The organism is Agrococcus sp. SCSIO52902 (assembly GCF_022983135.1).
In the GTDB taxonomy this organism is placed as follows: domain Bacteria; phylum Actinomycetota; class Actinomycetes; order Actinomycetales; family Microbacteriaceae; genus Agrococcus; species Agrococcus sediminis.
This window is the reverse complement of record NZ_CP095269.1, coordinates 2,395,567-2,418,825: the sequence shown is the minus strand read 5'-3', so window position 1 is coordinate 2,418,825 and position 23,259 is coordinate 2,395,567. Positions and strand designations below refer to the sequence as shown.

Annotated in this window: 21 protein-coding genes, 1 tRNA gene and 1 other RNA gene; 14 read left to right on the top strand and 9 right to left on the bottom strand. The window is 73.2% G+C overall.

Annotation, left to right across the window (positions count from 1 at the left end; genetic code table 11):
* Positions 1-18: 18 nt before the first annotated feature.
* The 6 genes from MU522_RS11905 (at position 19) to rnpB (ending at position 3,722) form a co-directional block, all read left to right on the top strand.
* Positions 19-477, top strand: coding sequence for a peroxiredoxin (locus MU522_RS11905; protein WP_146356307.1), 459 nt, complete (start codon positions 19-21; stop codon positions 475-477).
* A gap of 17 nt (positions 478-494) precedes the next feature.
* A tRNA-Val gene (locus MU522_RS11900) sits at positions 495-567 on the top strand.
* Positions 568-636: 69 nt separating this feature from the next.
* Positions 637-1,473, top strand: a complete 837-nt coding sequence (locus MU522_RS11895; RefSeq protein ID WP_246991269.1) for a Nif3-like dinuclear metal center hexameric protein — start codon at positions 637-639, stop codon at positions 1,471-1,473.
* The gene (locus tag MU522_RS11890) at positions 1,464-2,204 is read left to right on the top strand and encodes a hypothetical protein (protein WP_246991266.1); all 741 of its coding nucleotides are present in this window, start codon (positions 1,464-1,466) and stop codon (positions 2,202-2,204) included. The genes MU522_RS11895 and MU522_RS11890 overlap by 10 nt, the downstream gene beginning before the upstream one ends.
* Positions 2,205-2,227: 23 nt before the next feature.
* Entirely contained in the window at positions 2,228-3,316 is a 1,089-nt protein-coding gene (locus MU522_RS11885) for a hypothetical protein (RefSeq protein WP_246991265.1), read from the top strand.
* Between the two features lie 34 nt (positions 3,317-3,350).
* Positions 3,351-3,722, top strand: an RNA gene (rnpB, locus tag MU522_RS11880) — RNase P RNA component class A.
* Positions 3,723-3,810: 88 nt separating this feature from the next.
* Here the strand turns inward: rnpB and ppgK are convergent.
* Positions 3,811-4,548 carry a polyphosphate--glucose phosphotransferase gene (gene ppgK, locus MU522_RS11875; RefSeq protein ID WP_246993554.1) on the bottom strand — a complete coding sequence of 246 codons (738 nt, stop codon included), beginning with the start codon at positions 4,546-4,548 and terminating at the stop codon, positions 3,811-3,813.
* 43 nt (positions 4,549-4,591) lie between these two features.
* Positions 4,592-5,461, bottom strand: a complete 870-nt coding sequence (gene map, locus MU522_RS11870) for a type I methionyl aminopeptidase (RefSeq protein ID WP_246991263.1) — start codon at positions 5,459-5,461, stop codon at positions 4,592-4,594.
* A gap of 47 nt (positions 5,462-5,508) precedes the next feature.
* On the opposite strand from map, the gene MU522_RS11865 reads away from it, so the two are divergent.
* A complete protein-coding gene (locus MU522_RS11865) occupies positions 5,509-5,739 on the top strand; it encodes an SPOR domain-containing protein (protein ID WP_128188669.1) in 231 nt (76 codons plus the stop codon).
* A 4-nt stretch (positions 5,740-5,743) separates the two neighbouring features.
* The gene (locus MU522_RS11860; protein ID WP_246991261.1) at positions 5,744-6,229 is read left to right on the top strand and encodes an ATP-binding protein; all 486 of its coding nucleotides are present in this window, start codon (positions 5,744-5,746) and stop codon (positions 6,227-6,229) included.
* A gap of 106 nt (positions 6,230-6,335) precedes the next feature.
* Here the strand turns inward: MU522_RS11860 and MU522_RS11855 are convergent, their stop codons facing one another.
* Both MU522_RS11855 and panB read right to left on the bottom strand, forming a co-directional pair.
* Positions 6,336-6,845, bottom strand: coding sequence for a DUF1697 domain-containing protein (locus MU522_RS11855; protein WP_246991259.1), 510 nt, complete (start codon positions 6,843-6,845; stop codon positions 6,336-6,338).
* Between the two features lie 4 nt (positions 6,846-6,849).
* Positions 6,850-7,710, bottom strand: coding sequence for a 3-methyl-2-oxobutanoate hydroxymethyltransferase (gene panB / locus MU522_RS11850; protein WP_128188671.1), 861 nt, complete (start codon positions 7,708-7,710; stop codon positions 6,850-6,852).
* A gap of 68 nt (positions 7,711-7,778) precedes the next feature.
* Here panB and MU522_RS11845 point away from each other — a divergent pair, with 68 nt between their 5' ends.
* From MU522_RS11845 to MU522_RS11835, 3 genes are read left to right on the top strand one after another with little or no spacing between them, the layout of a single operon-like run.
* A complete protein-coding gene (locus tag MU522_RS11845; RefSeq protein WP_128188672.1) occupies positions 7,779-9,110 on the top strand; it encodes a glutamine synthetase family protein in 1,332 nt (443 codons plus the stop codon).
* Between the two features lie 3 nt (positions 9,111-9,113).
* The gene (locus MU522_RS11840; protein ID WP_246991257.1) at positions 9,114-12,023 is read left to right on the top strand and encodes a bifunctional [glutamine synthetase] adenylyltransferase/[glutamine synthetase]-adenylyl-L-tyrosine phosphorylase; all 2,910 of its coding nucleotides are present in this window, start codon (positions 9,114-9,116) and stop codon (positions 12,021-12,023) included.
* 50 nt (positions 12,024-12,073) lie between these two features.
* Entirely contained in the window at positions 12,074-12,277 is a 204-nt protein-coding gene (locus MU522_RS11835) for a zinc-ribbon domain-containing protein (protein ID WP_128188674.1), read from the top strand.
* A gap of 61 nt (positions 12,278-12,338) precedes the next feature.
* Here MU522_RS11835 and glnA read toward each other — a convergent pair whose 3' ends face one another.
* Together glnA and MU522_RS11825 are read right to left on the bottom strand one after the other, a co-directional pair.
* On the bottom strand, positions 12,339-13,763 hold the full coding sequence (gene glnA / locus MU522_RS11830) for a type I glutamate--ammonia ligase (RefSeq protein WP_246991255.1): 1,425 nt from the start codon (positions 13,761-13,763) through the stop codon (positions 12,339-12,341).
* Between the two features lie 101 nt (positions 13,764-13,864).
* Positions 13,865-14,554 carry a DUF4191 domain-containing protein gene (locus MU522_RS11825; protein WP_246991253.1) on the bottom strand — a complete coding sequence of 230 codons (690 nt, stop codon included), beginning with the start codon at positions 14,552-14,554 and terminating at the stop codon, positions 13,865-13,867.
* A 94-nt stretch (positions 14,555-14,648) separates the two neighbouring features.
* Here MU522_RS11825 and MU522_RS11820 point away from each other — a divergent pair, with 94 nt between their 5' ends.
* The gene (locus tag MU522_RS11820) at positions 14,649-16,016 is read left to right on the top strand and encodes a hypothetical protein (protein ID WP_246991251.1); all 1,368 of its coding nucleotides are present in this window, start codon (positions 14,649-14,651) and stop codon (positions 16,014-16,016) included.
* Here the strand turns inward: MU522_RS11820 and sucB are convergent.
* From sucB to MU522_RS11805, 3 genes are all read right to left on the bottom strand, one after another.
* A complete protein-coding gene (gene sucB, locus MU522_RS11815; RefSeq protein WP_246991249.1) occupies positions 16,013-17,935 on the bottom strand; it encodes a 2-oxoglutarate dehydrogenase, E2 component, dihydrolipoamide succinyltransferase in 1,923 nt (640 codons plus the stop codon). The genes MU522_RS11820 and sucB overlap by 4 nt on opposite strands.
* A 22-nt stretch (positions 17,936-17,957) precedes the next feature.
* A complete protein-coding gene (lpdA, locus tag MU522_RS11810; protein WP_246991247.1) occupies positions 17,958-19,331 on the bottom strand; it encodes a dihydrolipoyl dehydrogenase in 1,374 nt (457 codons plus the stop codon).
* Between the two features lie 104 nt (positions 19,332-19,435).
* A complete protein-coding gene (locus MU522_RS11805; RefSeq protein WP_246991245.1) occupies positions 19,436-20,884 on the bottom strand; it encodes a leucyl aminopeptidase in 1,449 nt (482 codons plus the stop codon).
* Between the two features lie 62 nt (positions 20,885-20,946).
* Here MU522_RS11805 and MU522_RS11800 point away from each other — a divergent pair, with 62 nt between their 5' ends.
* Both MU522_RS11800 and MU522_RS11795 read left to right on the top strand, forming a co-directional pair.
* Positions 20,947-21,867, top strand: coding sequence for a PAC2 family protein (locus MU522_RS11800; protein ID WP_246991243.1), 921 nt, complete (start codon positions 20,947-20,949; stop codon positions 21,865-21,867).
* Positions 21,864-23,192 (top strand): MFS transporter, encoded by a 1,329-nt coding sequence (locus tag MU522_RS11795; RefSeq protein WP_246991241.1) that lies wholly within the window; start codon positions 21,864-21,866, stop codon positions 23,190-23,192. Before MU522_RS11800 ends, MU522_RS11795 begins: the two co-directional genes overlap by 4 nt.
* Positions 23,193-23,259 lie beyond the last annotated feature (67 nt).

Here is a 23,259-nt window from a genome sequence, read left to right as displayed (position 1 = left end):
TCTGCCAGCATGGAGCGCATGGCACTCCAGATCGGCGACGAGGCTCCCGACTTCACGCTCACCGACCACACCGGCGAGGCCGTCACGCTCTCGGAGCTGCGCGGCAGGCCGGTCGTGCTCGTCTTCTACCCGCTCGCCTTCACGGGCCGATGCACGGGCGAGCTCTGCTCGATCCGCGACGAGCTCGCCGACTTCACCGGCGCCGACGCCGAGGTGCTCGCGATCTCCGTCGACACGGCAGCATCGCTCGCGGTCTTCGCCGAGCAGGAGGGGTTCGACTTCCGCCTGCTGAGCGACTTCTGGCCGCACGGCGCCGTCGCGCAGTCGTACGGCGCGTTCCTGCCCGAGCGCGGCATAGCGACCCGCGCGACCTACGTCGTCGACCGCGACGGCCGCATCGCGGCGCACTTCCGGGTCAGCACCTCCGAGTCGCGCGACATGGATGCGTACCGGGATGCGCTCGCGCAGGTCGCGTGAGACGGTAGAGCACCCCGGAGCCTGTAGCTCAGCTGGCAGAGCGCCACGCTTACACCGTGGATGTCGGCGGTTCGATCCCGTCCAGGCTCACCGAGCGCAGCCCGGCCCGCCCGCCGGGCCGCGTCGGCGCATCCGTCCCGCGTCCCTAGGATGGAGCGCATGACGAGCGTCGCCGATGTCCAGCGCGCGGTCGAGTCGCTCTGGCCCGCCGCGACCGCCGAGGACTGGGACGCCGTGGGCCTCGTCGCGGGCGACCCGGTCGACGAGGTGCGGCGCGTGCTGCTGGCCGTCGATGCCGTCGAGGCCACCGCGGCCGAGGCGATCGCGCGCGGCGCCGACCTGCTGCTCGTGCACCACCCGCTGCTGCTGCGCGGCGCGACGAGCGTCGCCGCGACGACCCCGGCCGGACGCGTCATCACGCGGCTCGTGCGCGAGCGCGTCGCGCTCCTCGCTGCCCACACGAACGCCGACGCCGTCGACCGCGGCACGAGCGGCGAGCTCGCCTCGATGCTCGGGCTGCAGGGCGCGACCCCCATCGTCGTGAACCGCGTCGACGACGCGAAGGGCCTCGGCCGCGTCGGCGACCTGCCCGAGCCCGTCGCGCTCGGCGACCTCGTGCGCACCCTCGCGGGCCTGCTCCCGCCGGTGGCTGGCGGCGTGCGAGCGGCGGGCGACCCGGCCCGCCGGGTGCGCCGCGTCGCGATCTGCGGCGGCGCCGGCGACTCGCTGCTGCGCGAGCGCGCGGTCGCGGGTGCCGACGTCTACATCACGAGCGACCTGCGCCACCACCCCGCCTCCGACGCGCGCGAGCGGCACGCGGCCGGCGAGGGGCCCGCCCTCGTCGACGTCTCGCACTGGGCGAGCGAGTCGCTGTGGCTGCGGCCCGCCGCCGAGCAGCTGCGCGCCGCGCTCCCGGGCGTCGAGGTGGTCGTGAGCGAGACCAGGACTGACCCATGGGACTTCGCGGTCCCGCAGGAGGAGCACGCATGGCACTGAAGGCGACGAACGGCGACCAGCGGCTGCTGCTGACGCTGCAGGACGTGGACACCCGGATCATGCGGCTGCTGGCGAAGCGGCGCGCGCTGCCGCAGACCAAGCGCATCGAGGAGCTCGACGCGCAGCTCGCGGTGCTCGACCGGGCGGTGCTCGACCGGCTCGGCGCGCTCGACGACGTCTCGGCCGAGGTCCGCCGCATCGAGAGCGACGTGCAGCTCGTCGAGGCGCGCCTCGCGAAGGACCGCACGCGGCTCGAGACGGTGACCGACTCGAAGACGGCGACCGCGACCGAGCACGAGATCGTCACGCTCGAGCGCCGCCGCAGCACGCTCGAGGACCTCGAGCTCGAGGCCATGCAGGCGCAGGAGGATGCCGAGGCCGCGCTCGCCGCGGCGCGCGCCGAGGCCGGCGCCGCGCGCGCCGAGCGCGAGCGGCTCGCCGCGGAGCGCGACGAGCAGGCCGCGGGCATCGAGGCGGAGCTCGCCGAGGCGCGGGCCGAGCGCGACGAGCGGGCGGCCCCCGTGCCGGCCGACCTGCTGGCGCTGTACGAGCGCCAGCGCGAGCGCTACGGCATCGGCGCGACCCTGCTGCAGCGGCGCACGTCGGTGGCCTCCGGCGTCGAGCTCACGGCCTCCGAGCTGCACCAGATCCGGCAGGCGCCCGACGACGAGGTCATCCTCGACCCCAACTCCTCCGCCATCCTCGTCCGCACGGAGGAGAGCGGCATCTAGCCGCTCCAGCGGGGATGGTCGCGATGCGGGTCGTGGACGTCGCCGATCGGGCGGCCTTCGATGCCTTCGTCCGGCTCGGGCACGACACGCACGACGGCAGAGCGGTGCCGCTGCGCGAGCGACGGCTGCGCAACTGGTTCCGCGGCACCTCCTCGCACCCGCATCCGGTCGCGCTCCTGCTCGCGCTCGACGACGATCGGCCGGTCGGACGCGCGGTGGTGCACCGCGACGACCGGCTCGACAGGCGCCTCGGCACGCGGGCGCAGGTGTTCGGCGCGCTCGCCGCCCAGGACGCCGCCGTCCTGCACGCGCTGCTCGACGAGGCCGAGCGGCGAGCGCGCGCGAGCGGTGCGGCGGAGCTCTTCGGTCCGGCCCAGCTGCTGCCCAACCAGTCCGGCGGCGCGGTGACGAGCGCGTTCGAGGAGCGCGGGTTCCTCGATGCGCAGTGGAACCCCGCGTGGCTGCCCGAGGCGCTCGAGTCGCGCGGCATGCGGCGCTGGTACGAGGGCGACACCTGGATCGTCGACGTCGTCGACGAGGACGGGCCGAGCGATGCCGAGCTCGACCGGGCCGGGATCCGCATCGACGAGGTGACGCGCGTGGGGCTCGCGCAGGGCATGCGCACCCTGCTGCCGCTGCTCAACGACTCGTTCGCGCAGCTGCCCTACTTCACGCCGCTCAGCAAGGCCGAGCTCGACGAGTGGACGGAAGGCCTCTGGCTGCTGCACGAGGAGGGGCTGTTCCTCATCGCCCGCGACGAGGACGAGGTGCCGGTCGCCTTCGTGCTCGCGGTGGTGGACGCGAGCCCGCTGCTGCAGCGCTCCGGCGGTCGGCTCGGACCGAGCGAGACCTGGTCGCTCGTCGCGCACCGGCGCGAGCTGCGGCGGGAGGCGGTGCTCGTGGTGCAGGGCGCCCGGCACGACGCGCAGGGTCGAGGCATCGTCACGCTCCTGAGCCGCCGCCTGCACGCCAACCTCGCCGAGATCGGCTGCGCGACGCTGCGCTCGACGCAGATCGGTCGCCTCAACCTCGGCTCCACGCGCCAGTTCGCGCGCTTCGGCGGCCGACCGCTCCACTCGACGGCCTACTACCGGGGCCCGGTCAGCGGCTGACGACGGCGCCGCGCGGTACCCTGGGGGCAGCGAATCGGTCGGCCAGGCGGCCGCGTCGCGGCGGTGGCCCCCGGGCCCCTGCCGCGCCGAGGAACGTCCGGGCTCCGCAGAGCAGGGCGGTGGATAACGTCCACCCGGGGCAACCCGCGAGAAAGTGCAACAGAGAGCAGGTCCACCTGCCGGGGTCTCGATCCCGGCAGGCCAGGAGTGAAACGGTGGGGCAAGAGCCCACCAGCGTCGCGTGCGAGCGCGGCGGCTAGGCAAACCTCGCCCGGAGCAAGACCAGACAGCGGATCACGGGGCTGCTCGTCCCATCCGCGGGTAGGTCGCTAGAGGGCTGCAGCGATGCATCCCCGAGAGAGATGGCCGTCCACGACAGAACCCGGCGTATCGGCCGGCCGGTTCGCCCTCATCCGTCGAGCTTCCCCGAGCGCCGGGATCCCCCTCCGGGAACCCGCGATGCGGGGAAGCCCGACGTCGGTTCGAGCTGGGCGTCAGAGGCCGCGCGCGAGCGCCGCGGCGCCGATGATGCCCGCGTTGTTGCGCAGCATCGCCGGCACGATCGGGGTGTCGAGGCGCAGCAGCGGCAGGAACATCTCCGAGGACTTCGAGACGCCGCCGCCGACGACGAACAGGTCGGGCGAGAAGATGAATTCGAGGTGGCTGTAGTAGCGCTGCAGGCGCGCGGCCCACGCCTCCCAGCTGAGGCCCTCGGTCTCGCGCGTCCGGTTCGACGCGCGGGTCTCGGCGTCGTAGCCGTCGAGCTCGAGGTGCCCGAGCTCGGCGTTCGGGATGAGCACGCCGTCGTAGATGAGCGCACCGCCGATGCCGGTGCCGAGCGTCGTCATGATCACGAGGCCCGACGCATCCTTCGCCGCGCCGTAGTGGTCCTCGGCGAACCCGGCGGCGTCGGCGTCGTTGACGAAGTGGATGTCGCGGCCCAGCGCCTGCTCGAACAGCCGCTCCGCCTCGAGCCCGATCCACGCCTTCGAGACGTTCGCGGCGCTCATCGTGCGGCCGTGGCGCACGATCGCGGGGAAGGTCACGCCGATGGGCGTGTCGGCCTCGACCTCGAGGCGCCCCACGAGCTCGACCACCGCGTCGCGGATGTCGTCGGGCTCGCCGCCGACCGGCGTCGGCACCTTGACCCGGTCGCTCAGCAGCGTGCCCTCCGCCACGTCGACGAGGGCTGCCTTCACGCCGGTGCCGCCGATGTCGACGCCGACTGCCATGTGCTTGGACTTGGTCACGGCGACGATCCTGCCACGGATCGGATCACGCCGATGGCAGGGTGAGGATCTCGGCGCCCGTCTCGCGCACCACGATCGTGTGCTCGAACTGCGCGGTGATCGAGCGGTCCTTCGTGACGACGGTCCAGCCGTCGTCCCAGCCCTCCCACTCGTGCGTGCCGAGGGTGAGCATCGGCTCGATGGTGAACACCATGCCGGGCACGATCTCGGTGTCGTACCGGTCGGTGTCGTAGTGGGGGATGATGAGCCCCGAGTGGAACGAGGTGCCCACGCCGTGGCCCGTGAAGTCGCGCACCACGCCGTAGCCGAAGCGCTTCGCGTACATCTCGATCGCGCGGCCGATCACGTTGACGCGGCGGCCGGGCATCGCGGCGCGGATGCCGCGGCGCAGCGCCTCCTCCGTGCGCTCGACGAGCCGCGCGACCTCGCCGGAGGCCTCGCCGACGACGAAGGTGCGGTTCGAGTCGCCGTGCACGCCGTCCTTGAAGGCCGTGATGTCGATGTTCACGATGTCGCCGGCCTCGAGCACCGTGTCGTCGGGGATGCCGTGGCAGATGACCTCGTTGACGCTCGAGCACACCGACTTCGGGTAGCCGCGGTAGCCGAGCGTGGAGGGGTAGGCCCCGTGCCGGGTGACCCAGTCGTGGCCGATCGCGTCGAGCTCGTCGGTCGTGATGCCGGGCCGCACGGCCCGGCCGACGGCGGCGATCGCGTCGGCGGCGATCGTGCCGGCCGCGCGGATGCGGTCGATCGTCGCCTCGTCGTAGACGTCGCCCCCGACGTGCTTCGCGGGCGCCGGCCGCCCGACGTACTCGGGCCGGGCGATGGATGCGTCGACCCGGCGCTCGGGGCCGATGCGGCCGGGGATGAGGTGACCTCCAGCGTCCTTCGGCATAGTGTCCATCCTAGGCAGACGGTTCCATCCCACCCGAGGAGGACGGCATGGCGGAGTACTGGTACAACCTCGAGACGGGCGTCGTCGAGGAGGGCATGGTCTCTCCCGGCTACGACCGGGCCGGGCCCTTCTCCTCCCGCGAGGAGGCCGCGCGGGCGCCCGAGATCATCGCGCAGCGCTCGCGCGAGTGGGCCGCGGAGGACGCCTCCGACGACTCGTGGGGCGAGGGCTCCGAGGGCGGCGCCGAGGCACCGGAGGACGACCCGGCGCAGCGCTGACGCCGTGGCCCTCGCGCACCTGCTCGTCGGGCTGAACGGCGCCGGCAAGAGCACGCTCGCGCGATCGATCGCGAAGCGTGACGGCGCGGTGCGCCTCAGTCTCGATGCCTCGATGCGGCAGCTCCACCCGGAGCTCGCCTACGACGATCCGGCGTACGGCCCGATCGCCGACCGGTGCCGGGCGCTGCTGTGGGGACTCGCGCGCGAGCACCTCGACCGCGGCATCGACGTGGTGCTGGACTGGAACCAGTGGAGCCGAGCGCGTCGCGCGCAGTGGCGGGACGCAGTGCTGACGGCCGGCCACATCCCGGTGCTGCACCACGTGAGGACCGGCCTCGAGGAGTCGGTGCAGCGTGCGCGAGTGCGAGCTGCGCACGGCGACCCCGAGTCGCACCCGCTCGATGAGGCGGAGCAGCGCCGCTTCGCGACCTCGTTCGAGCCGCCGGGCGACGCAGACGTGGAAGGCATGCGCGTGGTGGTCCACGGCTGAGCGCTCGATCGGGCTGAGCGCCTCCTCGAGCGGCATGGGCGGCCGACGGCCCGCTCAGCCCGATCGAGCGCGCGGCGTCATCGCGCGGTGACCGCCCGATCGCTGCTCAGGCCGCCGCGAGCACCTTCCGCAGCGTGCGCAGGTTGCGCGTCGTGACGCGGTCCTTCGCAGTGTGCTCGAGCGCCTTCGCGAACGGGCTCGTGAGCGTCGTGCCCTTCGGGTTCGACCAGTAGATGACCCCGGCGCCGACGGCGATCGCCTCGCCCTCGCCGGGCTCGAGCGCCGCGAGCCCGTCGGCGACCCCCGGCTCGAGCTCGAGCACTACGTAGGGCGTGTGCGCGTCGTCCTCCGCGTGCGGGTAGGCGTCGACGATGCGCTGGAGGCCTGTCGTCGGCAGGCCGAGCACCCGGATGCGCCTGCCGTACCGCGCCTCGAGGCCACGCTCGGCCGCCTCGGCCGCCGCCGGCGCATCCGTCGCCGTCACGACCGCGTTGCCGCTCGCGAGCACCGTGCGCACCTCGCCGAGGCCGGCCTCCTCGAGCACGGCGCGGAGGTCGGCCGAGCGCACCGAGACCCCGCCGACGTTCACGCCGCGCAGCAGCAGGGCGACGCGCACGTCGCTACTCGTACTCGTGCTCGGGCGCCGGGTACTCGCCCGACGAGACGTCCTCGCGGAAGGCGTTCGCGGCGTCCTCGAGCGTCTGCGCGAGCTGCGCGTACTGCTTCACGAAGCGGGGGATGCGGCCGGTGGTGAGCCCGGCCCAGTCGGTCCAGACGAGCAGCTGCCCGTCGCAGTGCGGGCCCGCGCCGACCGAGATCGTCGGGATCGTGAGCGCCTCGGTGACGGCTCGCGCCGCCTCGGAGGGCACCATCTCGAGCACGACGGCGAAGGCGCCCGCCTCCTCGACGGCCCGCGCGTCGCGCAGCAGCTGCGCCGCGCCGCGGTCGCCTCGGCCCTGGATGACGTGGCCGCCGAGCCCGTGCTCCGACTGCGGCGTGAAGCCGATGTGCGCCATCACGGGGATGCCGGCCTCGACGATGTGACGGATCTGCTCGGCCGAGCGCTCGCCGCCCTCGAGCTTCACGGCATGCGCGCCCGTCTCCTTCATGAAGCGGATCGCGGTGTGCACCGCCTCGCGCGGGTTCGTCTCGTACGAGCCGAACGGCAGGTCGGCGATCACGAGCGCCCGCTTCGCGCCGCGCGCGACCGCGCGGGTGAGGGGGATGAGCTCGTCGACGGTCACGGGCAGCGTGGTGTCGTAGCCGAAGACGGTGTTGCCGGCGGAGTCGCCCACGAGCAGGAAGTCGATGCCCGCGCGGTCGAAGATGCCCGCCGTGAGGTGGTCGTAGCTCGTGAGCCCGGTGATCTTCACGCCGTCGCGCTTCGCCTGCTGGAAGTGCCGGATGCGCACGCGCTTGGGCCCTGCCGAGCCGCCGCCGTAGGGGGCTGCCTGCTCCTGTGCGCTGTCGCTCGCTGCCATGCCCCGAGCCTAACCGCACGCCCGGCCGCGACCACTAGCCTGAGGGGAGGTCAACAGGGGGGACGCGGATGGACAAGCAGCGGGACTTCGTGCTTCGCACGATCGAGGAGCGCGGCGTGAAGTTCGTGCGGCTGTGGTTCACGGATGTGCTCGGCACGCTGAAGTCCGTCGCGATCGCGCCCGCCGAGGTCGAGGGCGCCTTCACCGAGGGCCTCGGCATCGACGGCTCGTCGATCGAGGGGCTCTCGCGCTCCTCCGAGGCCGACGTCATCGCGAAGGCCGACCCGTCGACGTTCCAGATCCTGCCGTGGCGCGGCGAGATCGACCCGACCGCGCGCATGTTCTGCGACATCTCGACGCCCGACGGCCAGCCCGCCGCGGCCGACCCGCGGCACGTGCTGAAGCGCACGCTCGCGAAGGCCGCCGACCGCGGCTTCAGCTTCTACACGCACCCCGAGTGCGAGTTCTACCTGCTGAAGTCGGCCGACGTCGCGCACCCCGAGCCCGTCGACCGCGCCGGCTACTTCGACAACGTGCCCGGCGGCACCGCGCACGACTTCCGCCGCGCGAGCGTGCGCATGCTCGAGGACATCGGCATCTCGGTCGAGTTCAGCCACCACGAGGCGGGCCCGGGCCAGAACGAGATCGACCTGCGCTACGCCGACGCGCTCTCGACCGCCGACAACATCATGACGTTCCGCACCGTGGTGAAGGAGGTCGCGATGCAGGAGGGCGTGTACGCGACCTTCATGCCGAAGCCGTTCGAGGGCCAGCCCGGCAGCGGCATGCACACGCACATGTCGCTCTTCGAGGGCGAGCGCAACGCCTTCCACGACCCGGCGGGCGAGTACCGGCTGTCGAAGGTGGGCCGCCAGTTCATGGCGGGCCTGCTGCACCACGCGCCCGAGATCACCGCCGTGACGAACCAGTTCGTCAACTCCTACAAGCGCATGTGGTCGGGCGACGAGGCCCCCAGCTACGTCAGCTGGGGCCACAACAACCGCTCGGCGCTCGTGCGCGTGCCGCTGTCGAAGCCGAACAAGGCGCAGTCGGCCCGCGTCGAGTACCGCGGCCTCGACTCCGCGGCGAACCCGTACCTCGCGTTCTCGGTGCTGCTGGCCGCGGGCCTCAAGGGCATCGAGGAGGGCTACGAGCTGCCCGACGAGGCGATCGAGGACATCTGGCAGCTCTCCGACCGCGAGCGGAAGGCGCTCGGCTACAAGCCGCTGCCCGCGAGCCTCGACCGCGCGATCGGCGCGATGGAGGAGTCGGAGCTCGTCGCCGAGACGCTCGGCGAGCAGGTCTTCTCGTTCTTCGTGCGCAACAAGCGCGAGGACTGGCAGCGGTACCGCGCGCAGGTGACCCGGGTCGAGCTCGAGTCGAACCTGCTCTCCCTGTAGCGCATGCGCGTCCCCTCGCCGCGGACCCGCCTGGCGCAGCTGGGCTTCCGCGAGCCGAGCCGCGCCGAGGCGTGCCTCGACGAGCTGCCGGAGGGGCTCACGGGCCTCGTCGAGGAGTGCTCGCGCGCCGCCGACCCGGACACGGCCCTGCAGATGCTCGTGCGCCTCGTGCGGGCCGGGATCGATCTGTCGGCCGCGACGGGCGACGAGGCGTCGCGCGCGTCGCTCATGCGGGTGCTCGGTGGCTCGCTCGGCATCGCCGAGCACCTCGAGCGGCACGCCGAGGACCTCGACGTCGCCGCTCGCCCGTCGGCGCCCGCGGGCGCCGACGACTACCGCCGGAGCCTGCTCGAGGCGGTCGACGCCGCAGACGGCGTCGCGCGCACGCCGAAGGACGCCGCCGTCGCCGCGATGCGCGGCCGCTACCGCCGCCACCTGACCGAGCTCGTCGCGTGGGACCTGGGGCTGCCCGACCCGGTGGAGCACGTCGAGCGGGTCTCGACGGCGCTCGCCGACCTGGCCTCCGCGGCGCTCGAGGCGGGACTCGCGATCGCCCGCGCCGCCGCGAGGGAGCGCTTCGGCGAGCAGGCCGACGGCGTGCGGCTCGCGGTCATCGGCATGGGCAAGACCGGCGCGCGCGAGCTCAACTACCTGAGCGACGTCGACGTGATCTGGGTGCACGAGGCGGACGGCGTCGACGACCCCGCCGCGACCCAGATCGCCACGCTGCTCGCGCGCGAGACCGCTGCGGCGTGCGCGCAGTTCCAGGCGGCGCCGCCGCTGTGGGAGGTCGACGCGAACCTGCGCCCCGAGGGCAAGGACGGCGCGCTCACCCGCACGCTCGCCTCGCACGTCGCCTACTACGACCGGTGGGCGAAGTCGTGGGAGTTCCAGGCGCTGCTCAAGGCGCGCGCGATCGCCGGCGACCGGCAGCTGGGCGCCGCCTACGAGGAGGCCGTGCGCGCGAAGGTGTGGGAGTCGTCGGGCCGCGAGGGCTTCGTCGAGTCGGTGCAGCGCATGCGCGAGCGCGTCACCGAGCACATCCCCGCCGACGAGGTGCCCCGGCAGCTGAAGCTCGGGCCCGGGGGCCTGCGCGACATCGAGTTCACCGTGCAGCTGCTGCAGCTCGTGCACGGCGCCGACGACGAGAGCCTCCGCCAGCGCGGCACGCTGGAGGCGCTCGACGCGCTGGCCGCGCGCGGCATCATCGGGCGCGCCGACCGCGACGAGTTCGGCGCCCACTACCGGTTCCTGCGCGTGCTCGAGCACCGCATCCAGTTCTGGCGCATGCGCCGCACGCACCTCATGCCCGTCGGGCAGGACGAGCTGCGGCGGCTCGCGCGCACGGCGGGGCTCGCGGATGCGTCGGCGCTCGACGAGCGGTGGCAGGCGGTCCGGCGCGCGGTGCGCACGCTGCACGAGCGGCTGTTCTACCGGCCGCTGCTCGGCGCGGTCGCGTCGCTCGCGCACGACGACGTGCGGCTCACGCCCGAGCACGCCGCGCGCCGGTTGCGCGCCTCCGGCTACGTCGACGCGAAGGGCGCGCTCGGGCACATCGCGGAGCTCACCGGCGGCGTCAGCCGGCGCGCGCAGATCCAGCGGCTGCTGCTGCCGGTGCTGCTCGGCTGGTTCGCCGAGGGCGTCGATCCCGACATGGGCCTGCTGTCGTTCCGGCGGCTGAGCGAGGCGCTGGGGGAGAGCCCCTGGTTCCTGCGCATGCTGCGCGACTCGCCCGTCGCCGCGCGGCGCCTCACGCGGCTCCTCTCCTCGTCGAAGCTCATCGGCGCGCTCATGGAGCGCATCCCCGAGGCCGCATCGTGGCTCGACGACGACGACCAGCTGCGGCCGCGCTCCGAGGAGGCGCTGCGCGACGAGGCCGCCGCCGTGCTCGCGCGCCACGCCGGCGACGCCGACGCGCTGCGGCAGGCGCTGCGCACGCTGCGCCGGCGCGAGCACCTGCGCGTCGCGATGGCGAGCGCGCTGCAGCGCATCGACGAGGCGGCGGTCGGCGTGGCCCTCACCGGCATCGCCGCGGCCCTCGTCGACGCGGCCATCGCGCTCCACACCCCCGAGGGCCTCCGGCTCGCGACGATCACCATGGGGCGCACGGGCGGCCGCGAGATCGGCTTCGGCAGCGACATCGACGTCATGCACGTCGTGCGCGGCGAGGGCGACCCGGTCGCAGCCGCGACCGCCGTCATCCGCCGCGTGCAGGAGACGCTCGCCGACCCGACGCTGCCGTTCGAGATGGATGCGGGGCTGCGGCCCGAGGGCCGTCAGGGCCCGCTCGTGCGCACGCTCGAGAGCTACCGCGCCTACTACGAGCGCTGGTCGGAGCCGTGGGAGGCGCAGGCGCTGCTGCGGGCGCGCCCCTTCGCAGGCGACGCAGAGCTCGCGGGCGAGCTCATGGCGGTCATCGACGAGCGCCGCTACCCGGCGGATTTCCCGGCGTCGTCGGTGCGCGAGGTGCGCCGCATCAAGGCGCGCGTCGAGGCCGAGCGGCTGCCGAGGGGCGCCGACCGGCGCCGGCACCTGAAGCTCGGCGACGGCTCGCTGAGCGACGTGGAGTGGCTCGTGCAGCTGCTGCAGCTGCGGCACGCCGGTCGCGACGAGAGCCTGCGCACGACGTCGACGCTCGAGGCGCTCGCCGCAGCGGCGCGCGCCGACCTCGTCGGCGACCGCGACGCCGAGACCCTGGGGGCCGCGTGGAGCCTGGCCACGCGCATCCGGAACGCCCTCGCGCTCGCGCGCGCCCGGTCGACCGACCTGCTGCCGGTCGATCGCGACGAGCTCGAGGCGGTCGCGCGACTGATCGGCATGCCCGCGCACTCCGCGCAGGCGCTCGAGGAGGAGTACCTCGCGAAGACGCGCCGCGCGCGGCGGGTCTTCGACCGCCTGTTCTACGAGGACTGATCCCACCGCCCGCGCGGCCAGCGTCGAGGAGCGACGCCTATCCTGGCGCGATGCTCTTCATCTTCGGCTTCGGCGGCAAGCAGCGCGACCTCGGCCCGGGCGCGACGCGCACGTGCCCGCGCTGCGGCAACACGACGGTCTGGTCGCGGGTGCAGACCTTCCAGCAGTTCACGCTGTTCTTCATCCCGATCGCCCGCTGGCGCCGCCGCGAGCTCGAGGTGTGCGGCATCTGCGGCGAGGCCGTCGCGCTCTGAGCGCATAGAGGGGCCGGGTCCCCCCAAGGAACCCGGCCCCCGTCAGTGCGCCGTGACGGCGTCAGACCCCGTAGTAGAGCTCGAACTCGAACGGGTGCGGACGCTGCGCCATCGGCAGGATCTCGTGCTCGCGCTTGTACGCGATCCAGGTGTCGATCAGGTCCTTCGTGAAGACGTTGCCCTCGAGGAGGAACTCGTGGTCCTGCTCGAGCGCGACGAGCGCCTCCTCGAGCGTGCCGGGCACCTGGGGGATGTCCTTGGCCTCCTCGGGCGGCAGCTCGTAGAGGTCCTTGTCGACCGGCTCGTGCGGCTCGATGCGGTTCTTGATGCCGTCGAGGCCGGCCATCATCTGCGCCGCGAACGCGAGGTACGGGTTCGACGCGGCGTCGGGGGCGCGGAACTCGATGCGCTTCGCCTTCGGGTTCGAGCCGGTGATCGGGATGCGGATGGCCGCCGAGCGGTTGCCGGCCGAGTACACGAGGTTGACCGGGGCCTCGAAGCCCTTGACCAGGCGGTGGTACGAGTTGATCGACGGGTTGGTGAACGCGAGCACCGCCGGCGCGTGCGCGAGCAGGCCGCCGATGTACCAGCGGGCGACGTCGGAGAGGTTGCCGTAGCCGTTCTCGTCGAAGAAGAGCGGCTTGCCGTCGAGCCACAGCGACTGGTGCGTGTGCATGCCCGAGCCGTTGTCGCCGAAGAGGGGCTTCGGCATGAACGTCGCCGTCTTGCCCCACTCCTCGGCCGTGTTCTTCACGATGTACTTGAAGGCGAGGATCTCGTCGGCCGCCTTGACCATCGTGTTGAAGCGGTAGTTGATCTCGGCCTGGCCGCCGGTGCCGACCTCGTGGTGGCTGCGCTCGACCTGCAGGCCGATCGCCTCGAGCTTCAGCACGATGTCGTCGCGCAGGTCGGCCTGCTTGTCGACCGGCGAGACGGGGAAGTAGCCGCCCTTGTACGGGGTCTTGTTGGCGAGGTTGCCGCCCTCCTCGACACGACCGGTGTTCCAGGCGCCCTCCTCGGAGTCGACCGAGTAGAACGACTGGTTCTGCGTCACCGAGTAGCGCACGTCGTCGAAGATGTAGAACTCGGCCTCGGGCGCGAAGAACGCGGTGTCGGCGACGCCGGTCGAGGCGAGGTACTGCTCGGCCTTGTGCGCGACCTGGCGCGGGTCGCGGTGGTAGATCTCGCCCGTGCGCGGGTTGTAGATGTCGAAGATCATCACGAGCGTCTTGTGCTCGCGGAAGGGGTCGACGTAGGCGGTCGTCACGTCCGGGATGAGCTGCATGTCGGACTCGTGGATGTTCGCGAAGCCGCGGATCGACGAGCCGTCGAACAGCTGGCCGACCGTGAAGAACTCCTCGTCGACCGTCGACGCGGGGATGTTGAAGTGCTGCTGCACGCCCGGCAGGTCGGTGAAGCGGATGTCGAGGAACTTCACCTCCTCGTCCTTGATGTAGGCGAGGACCTCGGAGGAATCCTTGAACATGATGCTCCTGACTTGCGGTTGGGGGTGGGCGAATGCCGTGCCTTCGACGCTACGCAGGAGCCGTTGCCCGCCGGTGACGCCGATGTTTCGGCGGTGTTACGTCAGCGGGGGCGGCCGGGCCGCACTCTGCGCGGGTCGATGCCCTTCGGGATGGGCAGGTTCGCCTGGCCGAGCGATGTGAGCCGGTTCGCGACCGCCATCACCTCGGCGCGCGACAGCGTGCGCTTCAGGCGGCGCATCGTGCGCGTCAGGCGGCGCAGCGGCGTGGCCGAGTCGGGGCCGATCTCGACGACGTGGATCGGCACGTTCGGCACGATCCGCTTGACCTTGCGCTGCTCGTCGGCGAGCAGGCGGGCGACGCGCTCGCGCGGCCCCTCCGCGATGAGCACGACGCCGGGCTTGCCGACGGCGCGGTAGATCGCGTCCTGCGTGCGCGGGTTCACGGCGACGGGCATCTCGCTCGTCGTCCAGTTGCCGCGCAGGCCGTTCTTCAGCACGGCGCCGACGGCGCCGGGGCGGCCCTCGATCTGCGCGAACGCGATCTTCTCGGCCCGCCAGGTGAGCACCATCATCATCAGCATCAGGCCGATGAGCACGCCGGAGATGATCCAGAGCACGAAGAACAGCGGGTCCTGGCGCAGCACGATCGCGAGCACCGTGACGAGCGCGATCGGGCCCAGCAGCGCCAGCAGCATCAGCGGCAGCGCGGCCCGGTCGTTCCTGCGGGTCATCTGGAAGATCGACCACATCGTCTTGAGCCTGCCGGGCTCCTTCTCGCTGTCGCGTGCCATGCCGTCCAGGATACCGGCGCGGGAGCGGCCCGCTCTCCACAGGCGGTCGCGCGCAGGCCCCGGCGCCGCGCGCCCCGGTGGCATGGTCGCCGCCGTGGACGACGAGGGAGCGACGGGGCCGGCGACGATCGCCGGGCTGCAGCTGGTGCGGGCGCTGCGGCACGACGGCGAGCGCGAGGCGTGGGTGGCGGCGGATGCGTCGGGCTCGGCGGTCGAGGTGCATCGCAGCCGGGCGGGTGCCGACGACGCGCTCGCCAGGGAGGCCGAGGCTGTGCTGGCCGCCGCGCATCCGCACCTCGTGCCCATCCTCGACGTCGCGACCGACGGGGGAGCCGTGGTCATCCGCCCCCTGCTGCCGCGCGACCTGGCCGCCTGGCTCCTGCAGCGCGGTGCACCGGCGCCCGGCGAGGCGGTGACGGCGCTCGCGCCGGTCGCGGCCGCGCTGGCCGCGCTGCACGCGGTCGGCGCCGCCGTCGACGGGTTCGGCGCGCAGGACGTGCGGCTCGATCCCGACGGCGCCCCGCTCCTGCTCGCGGCGGGCGCGCGGGTCGAGACGGCGAGGCCGACCGAGGCGTGGCGCGACGCGAGCCCCGCGGTCGCCGCGGACGTCGACGCGTGGCGGCGCCTCGCGGCGACCGTCGTCGAGGCGGCCGGCGCCGCGCTGCCGGCGGCGGTCGAGACCGCCCTCGAGCGGCGCGACCTCGCCGCCGCGGGCGACGCGCTGCTCGCGGCCTGGCCCGGGCTGCCGCTCGCGCTCGACCCGCCGCCGGCGCGCGGCGAGGCCGAGCATCGCGCCGGAGCGCGCGGCGGACAGAGGCACGGAGCCGGGATGCGCCGCCGCGACCGCGCGGGCGGTGTCGACGCGCTCTGGTCGCGGGTCGCGGTGCTGCTCGACCGCGCGGCCGCGCGGGGCGGCCCGCTGCTCGAGCGCGCACGCGGGGCTGCTGGCTCGGTGCGCCCGAGGTTCTGGGCGGTCGCGGGCGCGAGCGCCGTCGCCGGCGCGATCGCGCTCGGGCTCGCGCTGCCGGCGGGCTCGGCCGGCGCAGACGCCCCGTCCGACGATGCCACTGCCGCGACCGCGCCGACCGAGCCCGCGAGCACCGCGCCGACCGAGCCGTCCCGCGCGCCCGACGCGCCCCATGCCGCCGATGCAGCAGCCGGCGCCGTGACTGCGGATCCGCTCGCGGGAGCGGCTGCCCTGCTCGCCGAGCGGGAGGCGTGCCTCGACGCCGGCGACGCCGCGTGCCTCGTCGGGCTGCACGAGCCTGACAGCCCGCAGCTCGTCGCCGACGAGCCGTGGCGGATGCCCGACGACGGGCGCCTCGAGGTCGTGCAGCAGCTGGGCGACGCGTGGCTGCTGCGGGTGGTCTCCGAGACGGCACCGGCCTCGGTGCTCGCGATGAGCACCGAGGCCGGTTGGGTGCTGCGCGACGCGTGGTCGGCGCAGCCGGGGTCTGACTAGACCTCGAAGGCGCCCTCCTCGAGCCGGGCCTTGACCTGGCCGAGGTAGCGGGCCGCGTCGGCGCCGTCGATGATGCGGTGGTCGTACGACAGCGCGAGGAACACCATCGAGCGGACCGCGATCGAGTCCTGGCCGTCGACCTGCACCACCACGGGGCGCTTCACGACCGTGCCGACGCCGAGGATGGCGCGCTGCGGCTGGAACACGACCGGGGTGTCGAACAGCGCGCCGCGCGAGCCCGTGTTCGTCAGCGTGAACGTGCCGCCGGCGAGCTCGTCGGGGCTCAGCTTGTTGTCGCGGGTGCGCTGCGCGAGGTCGGCGATCTCGGCCGTCAGCTCGCGGATGCTCTTCGAGCCCGCGTCGCGGATGACCGGGGTCAGCAGGCCCCGCTCGGTGTCGACCGCCATCGAGAGGTTCTCGGTGTCGGGGTAGGTGATCTGCTCGCCGTCGTCCGTGGCGTTGATCAGCGGGTGCGACTTGAGCGCCTCGACCGCTGCCTGCGTGAAGAACGGCAGGAACGTGAGCTTCTGCCCGGTCTCCTCCTGGAAGGCCGCCTTCTTGGCGTCGCGGAGCTTCGCGACCTTCGTCACGTCGACCTCGACCACGGTGGTGAGCTGGGCGAGCGTCTGCATCGACTCGACCGCGCGCTTCGCCACGACCTTGCGCAGCCGCGACATCGGTGCCGTGGTGCCGCGCAGCGGCGACACCTCGACCTCGGCGGCGGATGCCGCGGGGGCATCGGCCGCGGCCGGTGCCTCGGCGGGCTTCGCCTCGGCGGCGGCCAGCACGTCCTCCTTGCGGATGCGCCCGCCCACGCCGGAGCCGGTCAGGCTCGCCAGGTCGACGCCGCGCTCGTTCGCCAGCTTGCGCACGATGGGCGTGACGTACGGCGAGCCGGAGGCGCTTGGTGCCGGTGCTGCCGGTGCCGGTGCCGCGGCGGCCGGAGCCGCGGGTGCGGGGGCTGCCGGGGCCGGCGCTGCCGGTGCCTTGGGCGCGGCGGGCTGCGCGGGCGCTGCCTTCGGCTCCTCGGCCTTCGGCTCAGCCTTGGGCTCCTCGGCCTTCGGTGCCTCGGCCTCGGGAGCCTTGGCGGGCTCGGGCTGCTCGGTGGAGGGCTCAGCGGGCTCGGCCTGCGGGGCCGGTGCTGCGTCCTGCGCCTGCGCGGAGCCGTCGGCGTCGGCCGGCGGCTCGTCGGTCTTCGGCTCGTCGGCCGGCGCGGCAGCCGCTCCGCCCACGCGGGCGATGACGGCGCCGACGTCGACGGTGTCGTCCTCGTCGGCCAGGATCTCGGTGATGGTGCCGGCGACGGGCGAGGGCACCTCGGTGTCGACCTTGTCGGTCGAGACCTCGACGATGGGCTCGTCGACCGCGACCTCGTCGCCCACGGCCTTGAGCCAGCGGGTGATCGTGCCCTCGGTGACGCTCTCGCCGAGCGCGGGGAGCGTGATGTCGGTGCCGCCGCCGGCTGCGGGCTTCGCCTCGGCCGCGGGCGCCTGCTGCGGGGCCTCCTCGGCCTGCTCCGCCTCCTGCGAGGGCGACTCCTGCGCCTCGGCGGCCGACTCCTCGTCGGCCTCCTGGTCCGCCTCGGGATCGGTGCCCTCGGTGGCGGTCGCGGCGGCGGGCTCCTCGGCCGGTGCCTCCTCGGCGGGGGCCTCCTCGGCGGGAGCCTTCTCGGCCGGTGCGTCGCCCGCGTCGCCGACGCGCGCGATGACCGCGCCGACCTCGACGGTGTCGTCCTCGTCGGCCAGGATCTCGGTGATGGTGCCGGCGACGGGCGAGGGCACCTCGGTGTCGACCTTGTCGGTCGAGACCTCGACGATGGGCTCGTCGACCGCGACCTCGTCGCCCACGGCCTTGAGCCAGCGGGTGATCGTGCCCTCGGTGACGCTCTCGCCGAGGGCGGGAAGCTGGATGTCAGTCATGCGGTGATCTCCTGTGGCTCGATCAGATGGCGTGGAGGGGCGTGCCGGCGAGCTTCAGCATCGTCTCGCCGAGGGACTCGTGCTGCGTCGGGTGCGCGTGGATCAGCTGCGAGACATCCTCCGGGTACGCCTCCCAGTTGACGATCAGCTGCGCCTCGCCGATCAGCTCGCCGACGCGGCGGCCGATCATGTGCACGCCGACGACGGGGCCGTCCTTCACGCGCACCGCCTTCACGCTGCCCGTCGTGCCGACGATCTCGCTCTTGGCGTTGCCGCCCAGCGAGTACTCGTAGCTCTCGACCTTGTCGTCGCCGAACTCCTCCTTGGCCTTCGCCTCGGTGTAGCCGATGGACGCGACCTCGGGGTCGGAGTAGGTGACCTTCGGGATGTTGCGGTCGTCGACGAGCCGCGGCGACAGGCCCGCGATCTCCTCGGCGACGAAGATGCCCTGCTGGTAGCCGCGGTGCGCGAGCTGCAGGCCCGGGACGATGTCGCCGACGGCGTAGACGCCGGGCACGGAGGTCTGCAGGCGCTCGTCGACCGTGACGAAGCCGCGGTCGAGCTGCACGCCGGCCTCCTCGTAGCCGAGGCCTGCCGTGACGGGGCCGCGGCCGACGGCGACGAGCAGCAGGTCGGCGTCGATCGTCTCGCCGCTCTCGAGCGAGACGTGCACGCCCGAGTCGTCCTGCGTGACGCCGGAGAAGCGCGCGCCGACCTTGAACTGGATGCCGCGCTTCTTGTAGGCGCGCTCGAACTGCTTCGAGACCGACTCCTCCTCGTTCGGGACGAGGTGGGGGAGCCCCTCGATGATCGTCACCTCGACGCCGAAGGAGCGCCAGACGCTCGCGAACTCGACGCCGATCACGCCGCCGCCGAGGATCGCCGCGCGCTGCGGGATCCAGTCGAGCTGCAGCGCCTGCTCGCTCGTGATGACGTTGCCGGTGATCTCGAGGCCCGGGAGCGTCTTCGGGTAGGAGCCGGTCGCGAGCACGATGCTCGAGCCGGTGAGGGTCTGGTCGCCGACCTGCACGGTCGTGGGGGAGGTGAGCTTGCCCTCGCCCTCGAACACCGGGATGCCCTTGGCCTTGATGAGGCCCTGCAGGCCCTTGAACTTCTTGGAGACGATGCCCTCGCGGAACGCGGTCACGCGCTGGATGTCGATGCCCTTGAGCTCCGCGTCGACGCCCGCCTCCTCGGAGTCGCGCACGACGTCGGCGACCTCGGCCGAGTGCAGCATCGCCTTCGTGGGCACGCAGCCCTTGTGCAGGCAGGTGCCGCCGAGCTTGTCCTTCTCGACGATCGCGACGGTCTTGCCGAGCTGCACGGCGCGCAGCGCCACGGCGTAGCCCGCGCTGCCTCCGCCCAGGACGACGATGTCAAAGCTCTGATCGGACACGCACTCGCTCCTTATGATCCTTCGTCGCCGCGCCGGTGGGCGCGGCGGTGCAGGGCAGTTCTTGCCCGTGCCAGCCTAGTCGGAAGCACCTCGGAGTTCGTCGATCACTCGGCCGAGCGCGACATCTTCGACAGCATGCGCAGCAGCCCGCGCACGGTCACGCCCGTCGCGCCCACCGGGGTGAACCCGAAGGCGGAGCCGGTGTTGGTCGAGGGGCCGGCGATGTCGAGGTGCGCCCACGGGATGCGCGCGCCGTCGCGCTCGCCGATGAACTCGGCGAGGAAGGCCGCGGCCAGCAGCATGCCGCCGGCGCGGTTGCCGACCTTGGCGTTCGCGAGGTCGGCGACCTCGGAGTCGAGCATCGGCAGCATCTCCTCGGGGATGGGCATGGGCCACAGCTGCTCGCCCACCTCGCGGCCCGCGCGCACGACGGCGTCGACGAACGCGTCGTCGTTGCCCATCACGCCGCTGACGCGGTTGCCGAGCGCGATCTGCTGCGCGCCGGTGAGCGTCGCGACGTCGATGATCGCGTCGGGCATCGCCTCGCTCGCGAGCACGAGCCCGTCGGCCATCACCAGGCGCCCCTCGGCGTCGGTGTTCGTGACCTCGACCGTGGTGCCGCCGCGCATGGTGATCACGTCGTCGGGGCGCGTCGACGTCGACGAGACGAGGTTCTCGGCGAGGCACAGGTGCGCGGTGATGCGGATGGGCAGCTGGAGCGCCGCCGCGGCGACGACGACGGCGTGCACCGTCGCGGCGCCGGTCATGTCGTACTTCATGTGCTGCATCGACGCGGCGGGCTTCAGCGAGAAGCCGCCGGAGTCGAAGGTGATGCCCTTGCCGACGAGCACGACGTGGCGGGTGGCGTTCTCGGGCGCGTGCTCGATCGTCACGAGCCGCGGCGGGCGGCTCGAGCCCTGGCCGACGGCGAGGATGCCGCCGAAGCCCTCGCGCCGGAGGCGCTCCTCGTCGCGCACCACGACGCTCAGGCCCGCGGCCTCGCCCTCGGCGACCACGCGGTCGGCGAACTCGACGGGGCTCAGGAGGTTGGGCGGCGTGTTGGCGACGTCGCGCGTCGTCCACACCGCCTGCGATGCGGCCTGCGCCATGGCGACGACCGTCTCGGTCACCTCGGCCTCGCCGGCGACCACGGCGATCTCGAGCACGCCGGGCCGCTGGTCGCGCTTCAGCCCGGTGTAGCGGTACGCGCCGAGCGCCGCGCCCTCGAGCACCGCGAGCACGTCGTCGGTCGTCGTCACCGGGAGCGCGAGCGCGAGCGACGGCACGTCGCGGAGCGCGCGCACCGCGGCGCCGGCGACCTCGCGCAGCCGTGCCGACGAGAGGTCGTCGCCGAGGCCGACGAAGGCGACGGCACGGCCGTCGACGACGGCTCGGGTCACCTGCTCCCGCTTGCCGGTGATGCCCAGGCCCGAGAGCAGCTCGGGGTCGAAGCCCTGGGCGGCTGGCTCGTCGCCGGCGGTGACGCCGTGCACGGTGAGCTCGGCGGTGGCGTCTTCGGGGCGGGCGATGATCGAGAGCGCGGGGATGGGCATGGGTCACGAGGATACCGGCGACGTCGGGCTCCCCGTCCGCCGCCCATCACTAGGCTGGAGCCGTGTTCGAACCGCACGAGCTGACACTGGCCCTCGAGGACCTCGAGACGGTGCCGCGCGGGCTCGACCTCGTGATCGCGATCCACGGCTTCGTCGACGCCGGCGCCGCGGCCGAGGCCGCCGCCGCCGCGATCCTCGACACCCTCCCGCACCGAGGCATCGTCGAGTTCGACACCGACCTCCTCATCGACCACCGCTCGCGCCGGCCGCGGATGCTCTTCAACGAGGACCACATCGAGGAGTACCTGCCGCACACGCTCACGGTGCTGCTGGTCGAGGACGACGCGGGGGCGCCCTTCCTGCTGCTGACGGGCCCGGAGCCCGACTGGATGTGGGAGCGCTTCACCGACGCCCTGCTCGAGCTGCTCGAGCACCTCGAGGTGGCGTCGACGACGATCATCAGCTCGATCGGCATGCCCGTGCCGCACACGCGCCCGCTCGTCTCGACGGTCTCGGGCAACCGCACGGAGCTGATCGAGCAGTACTCGGCCTGGCGCCCCGTCTCGTCGGTGCCCGCGTCGGTCATCCACCGGATCGAGCACCGCCTGCAGGGCTCGGCTCCCGTGGCGACCTTCACCGTGCTCGTGCCGCACTACGTGGGGGAGTCCGGCTCGGCCGGGCCCGCGCTCGCCGCGCTCGAGGGGGTGACGAGCGCGACCTCGCTCGCCTTCCGCACCGAGGAGCTGCGCACCGCCGACCGCGAGTTCCAGCAGCTCGTCGCGCAGCAGATGGAGACGAACGAGGAGCTGCAGCGCGTCGTGCGCACGCTCGAGGCCCGCTACGACGCGTTCATGGCGCAGACGTCGGTGCGCTCACCGCTCACCGACGAGGACGGCTCGCTGCCGAGCGCCGACGAGATCGCCGAGGAGCTCGAGCGCTACCTGCAGGAGCGCCGGCGGCCGGGACCGGATCCGCTGGCATGAACAGCGCCCGCTCCTGGCTGGTCTGGGGAGTCGGCGCGATCGCCTACATGATGGCGATCCTGCACCGCTCGTCGCTCGGCGTGGCCGGCCCCGCCGCCGCGGAGCGCTTCGAGGTGGCCGCGACCCTGCTCGCGACGCTCGGCGCGGTGCAGGTGGGCGTCTACGCCGCGATGCAGGTGCCCGTCGGCGTGCTGCTCGACCGCTTCGGGCCGCGCGTGCTCATCGCCTCCGGCGCCGCGATCATGGTCGGCGGCCAGGCGATGGTGGCCCTCGCCGAGAGCCTGCCGCTCGCGATCGCGGGCCGCGTGCTGCTCGGCATCGGCGACGCCGCCACCTTCATCTCGGTCATCCGGCTGCAGTCGGGGTGGTTCCGCGGGCCGATCGTCGCGCAGATGTCGCAGTGGACCGCCACGACCGGGCAGGTCGGGCAGCTCATGTCGGCGATCCCGTTCGTGTGGCTGCTCAACGAGATCGGCTGGCGGCTCTCGTTCGGCACCCTCGCGGTCGCAGGTGCCGTCATCCTCGTGCTCGTCGTGCTCGTGGTGTTCGACGCGCCGCGCGGCGGGGCGCCGGCGACCGGTTCGATCGACGTCCCCGAGGGCTGGTGGCCGCGGCTGCAGGCGGCGTTCCGCCAGCCCGGCACGCGGCTCGGCTTCTGGACGCACTTCTCGCTGCTCGCCTCGACGAACGTCTTCCTGCTGCTGTGGGGCTTCCCGATGCTCGTCGACGGGCTCGGCTACTCGCAGCCGGACGCGGCTCGGCTCATGACGGTCGTGGTGGTCACCGGCATGGTCGTCGGGCCGATCGTGGGCATCGCGACGGCGCGCTTCCCGCTCCGCCGATCGACGCTCGTGCTGTGCATCGTCGGCATCGTCGCGCTCACGTGGGCCGTCGTGCTCGTGTGGCCCGGGCATCCGCCCACCTGGCTCGTCGTCGTGCTCGTCGTCGTGCTCGGCATCGCCGGCCCGGGCTCGACCGTCGGCTTCGACTTCGCGCGCACCTTCAACCCGCTGCGCGTGCTCGGCTCGGCCAACGGCGTCGTCAACATCGGCGGGTTCCTCGCGTCGTTCGCGATCATGCCGGCGGTCGGCATCATCCTCGACGTCGTGCACTCGGTGCGCACGGCAGCGGGGGAGCAGGTCGGGCTCTACGACTGGGACGCGTTCCGCATCGCGCTCTCGTCGCAGTTCGTCGTGCTCGCGCTCGGCTTCGCGATGGTGGTGCGGATGCGCCGCATCACGCGCTCGAGGCTGCGCGAGGAGGGCATCGAGGTCGCGCCCGTGTGGCAGGCGATCGCCCGCCGGATGCGCCGTCGCGGGCACTGAGGCGGCGCTCCCGGCACTCGGGGAATGCGCATGCCACATGCGGCGCTATACTGTCAAGACCGACCCA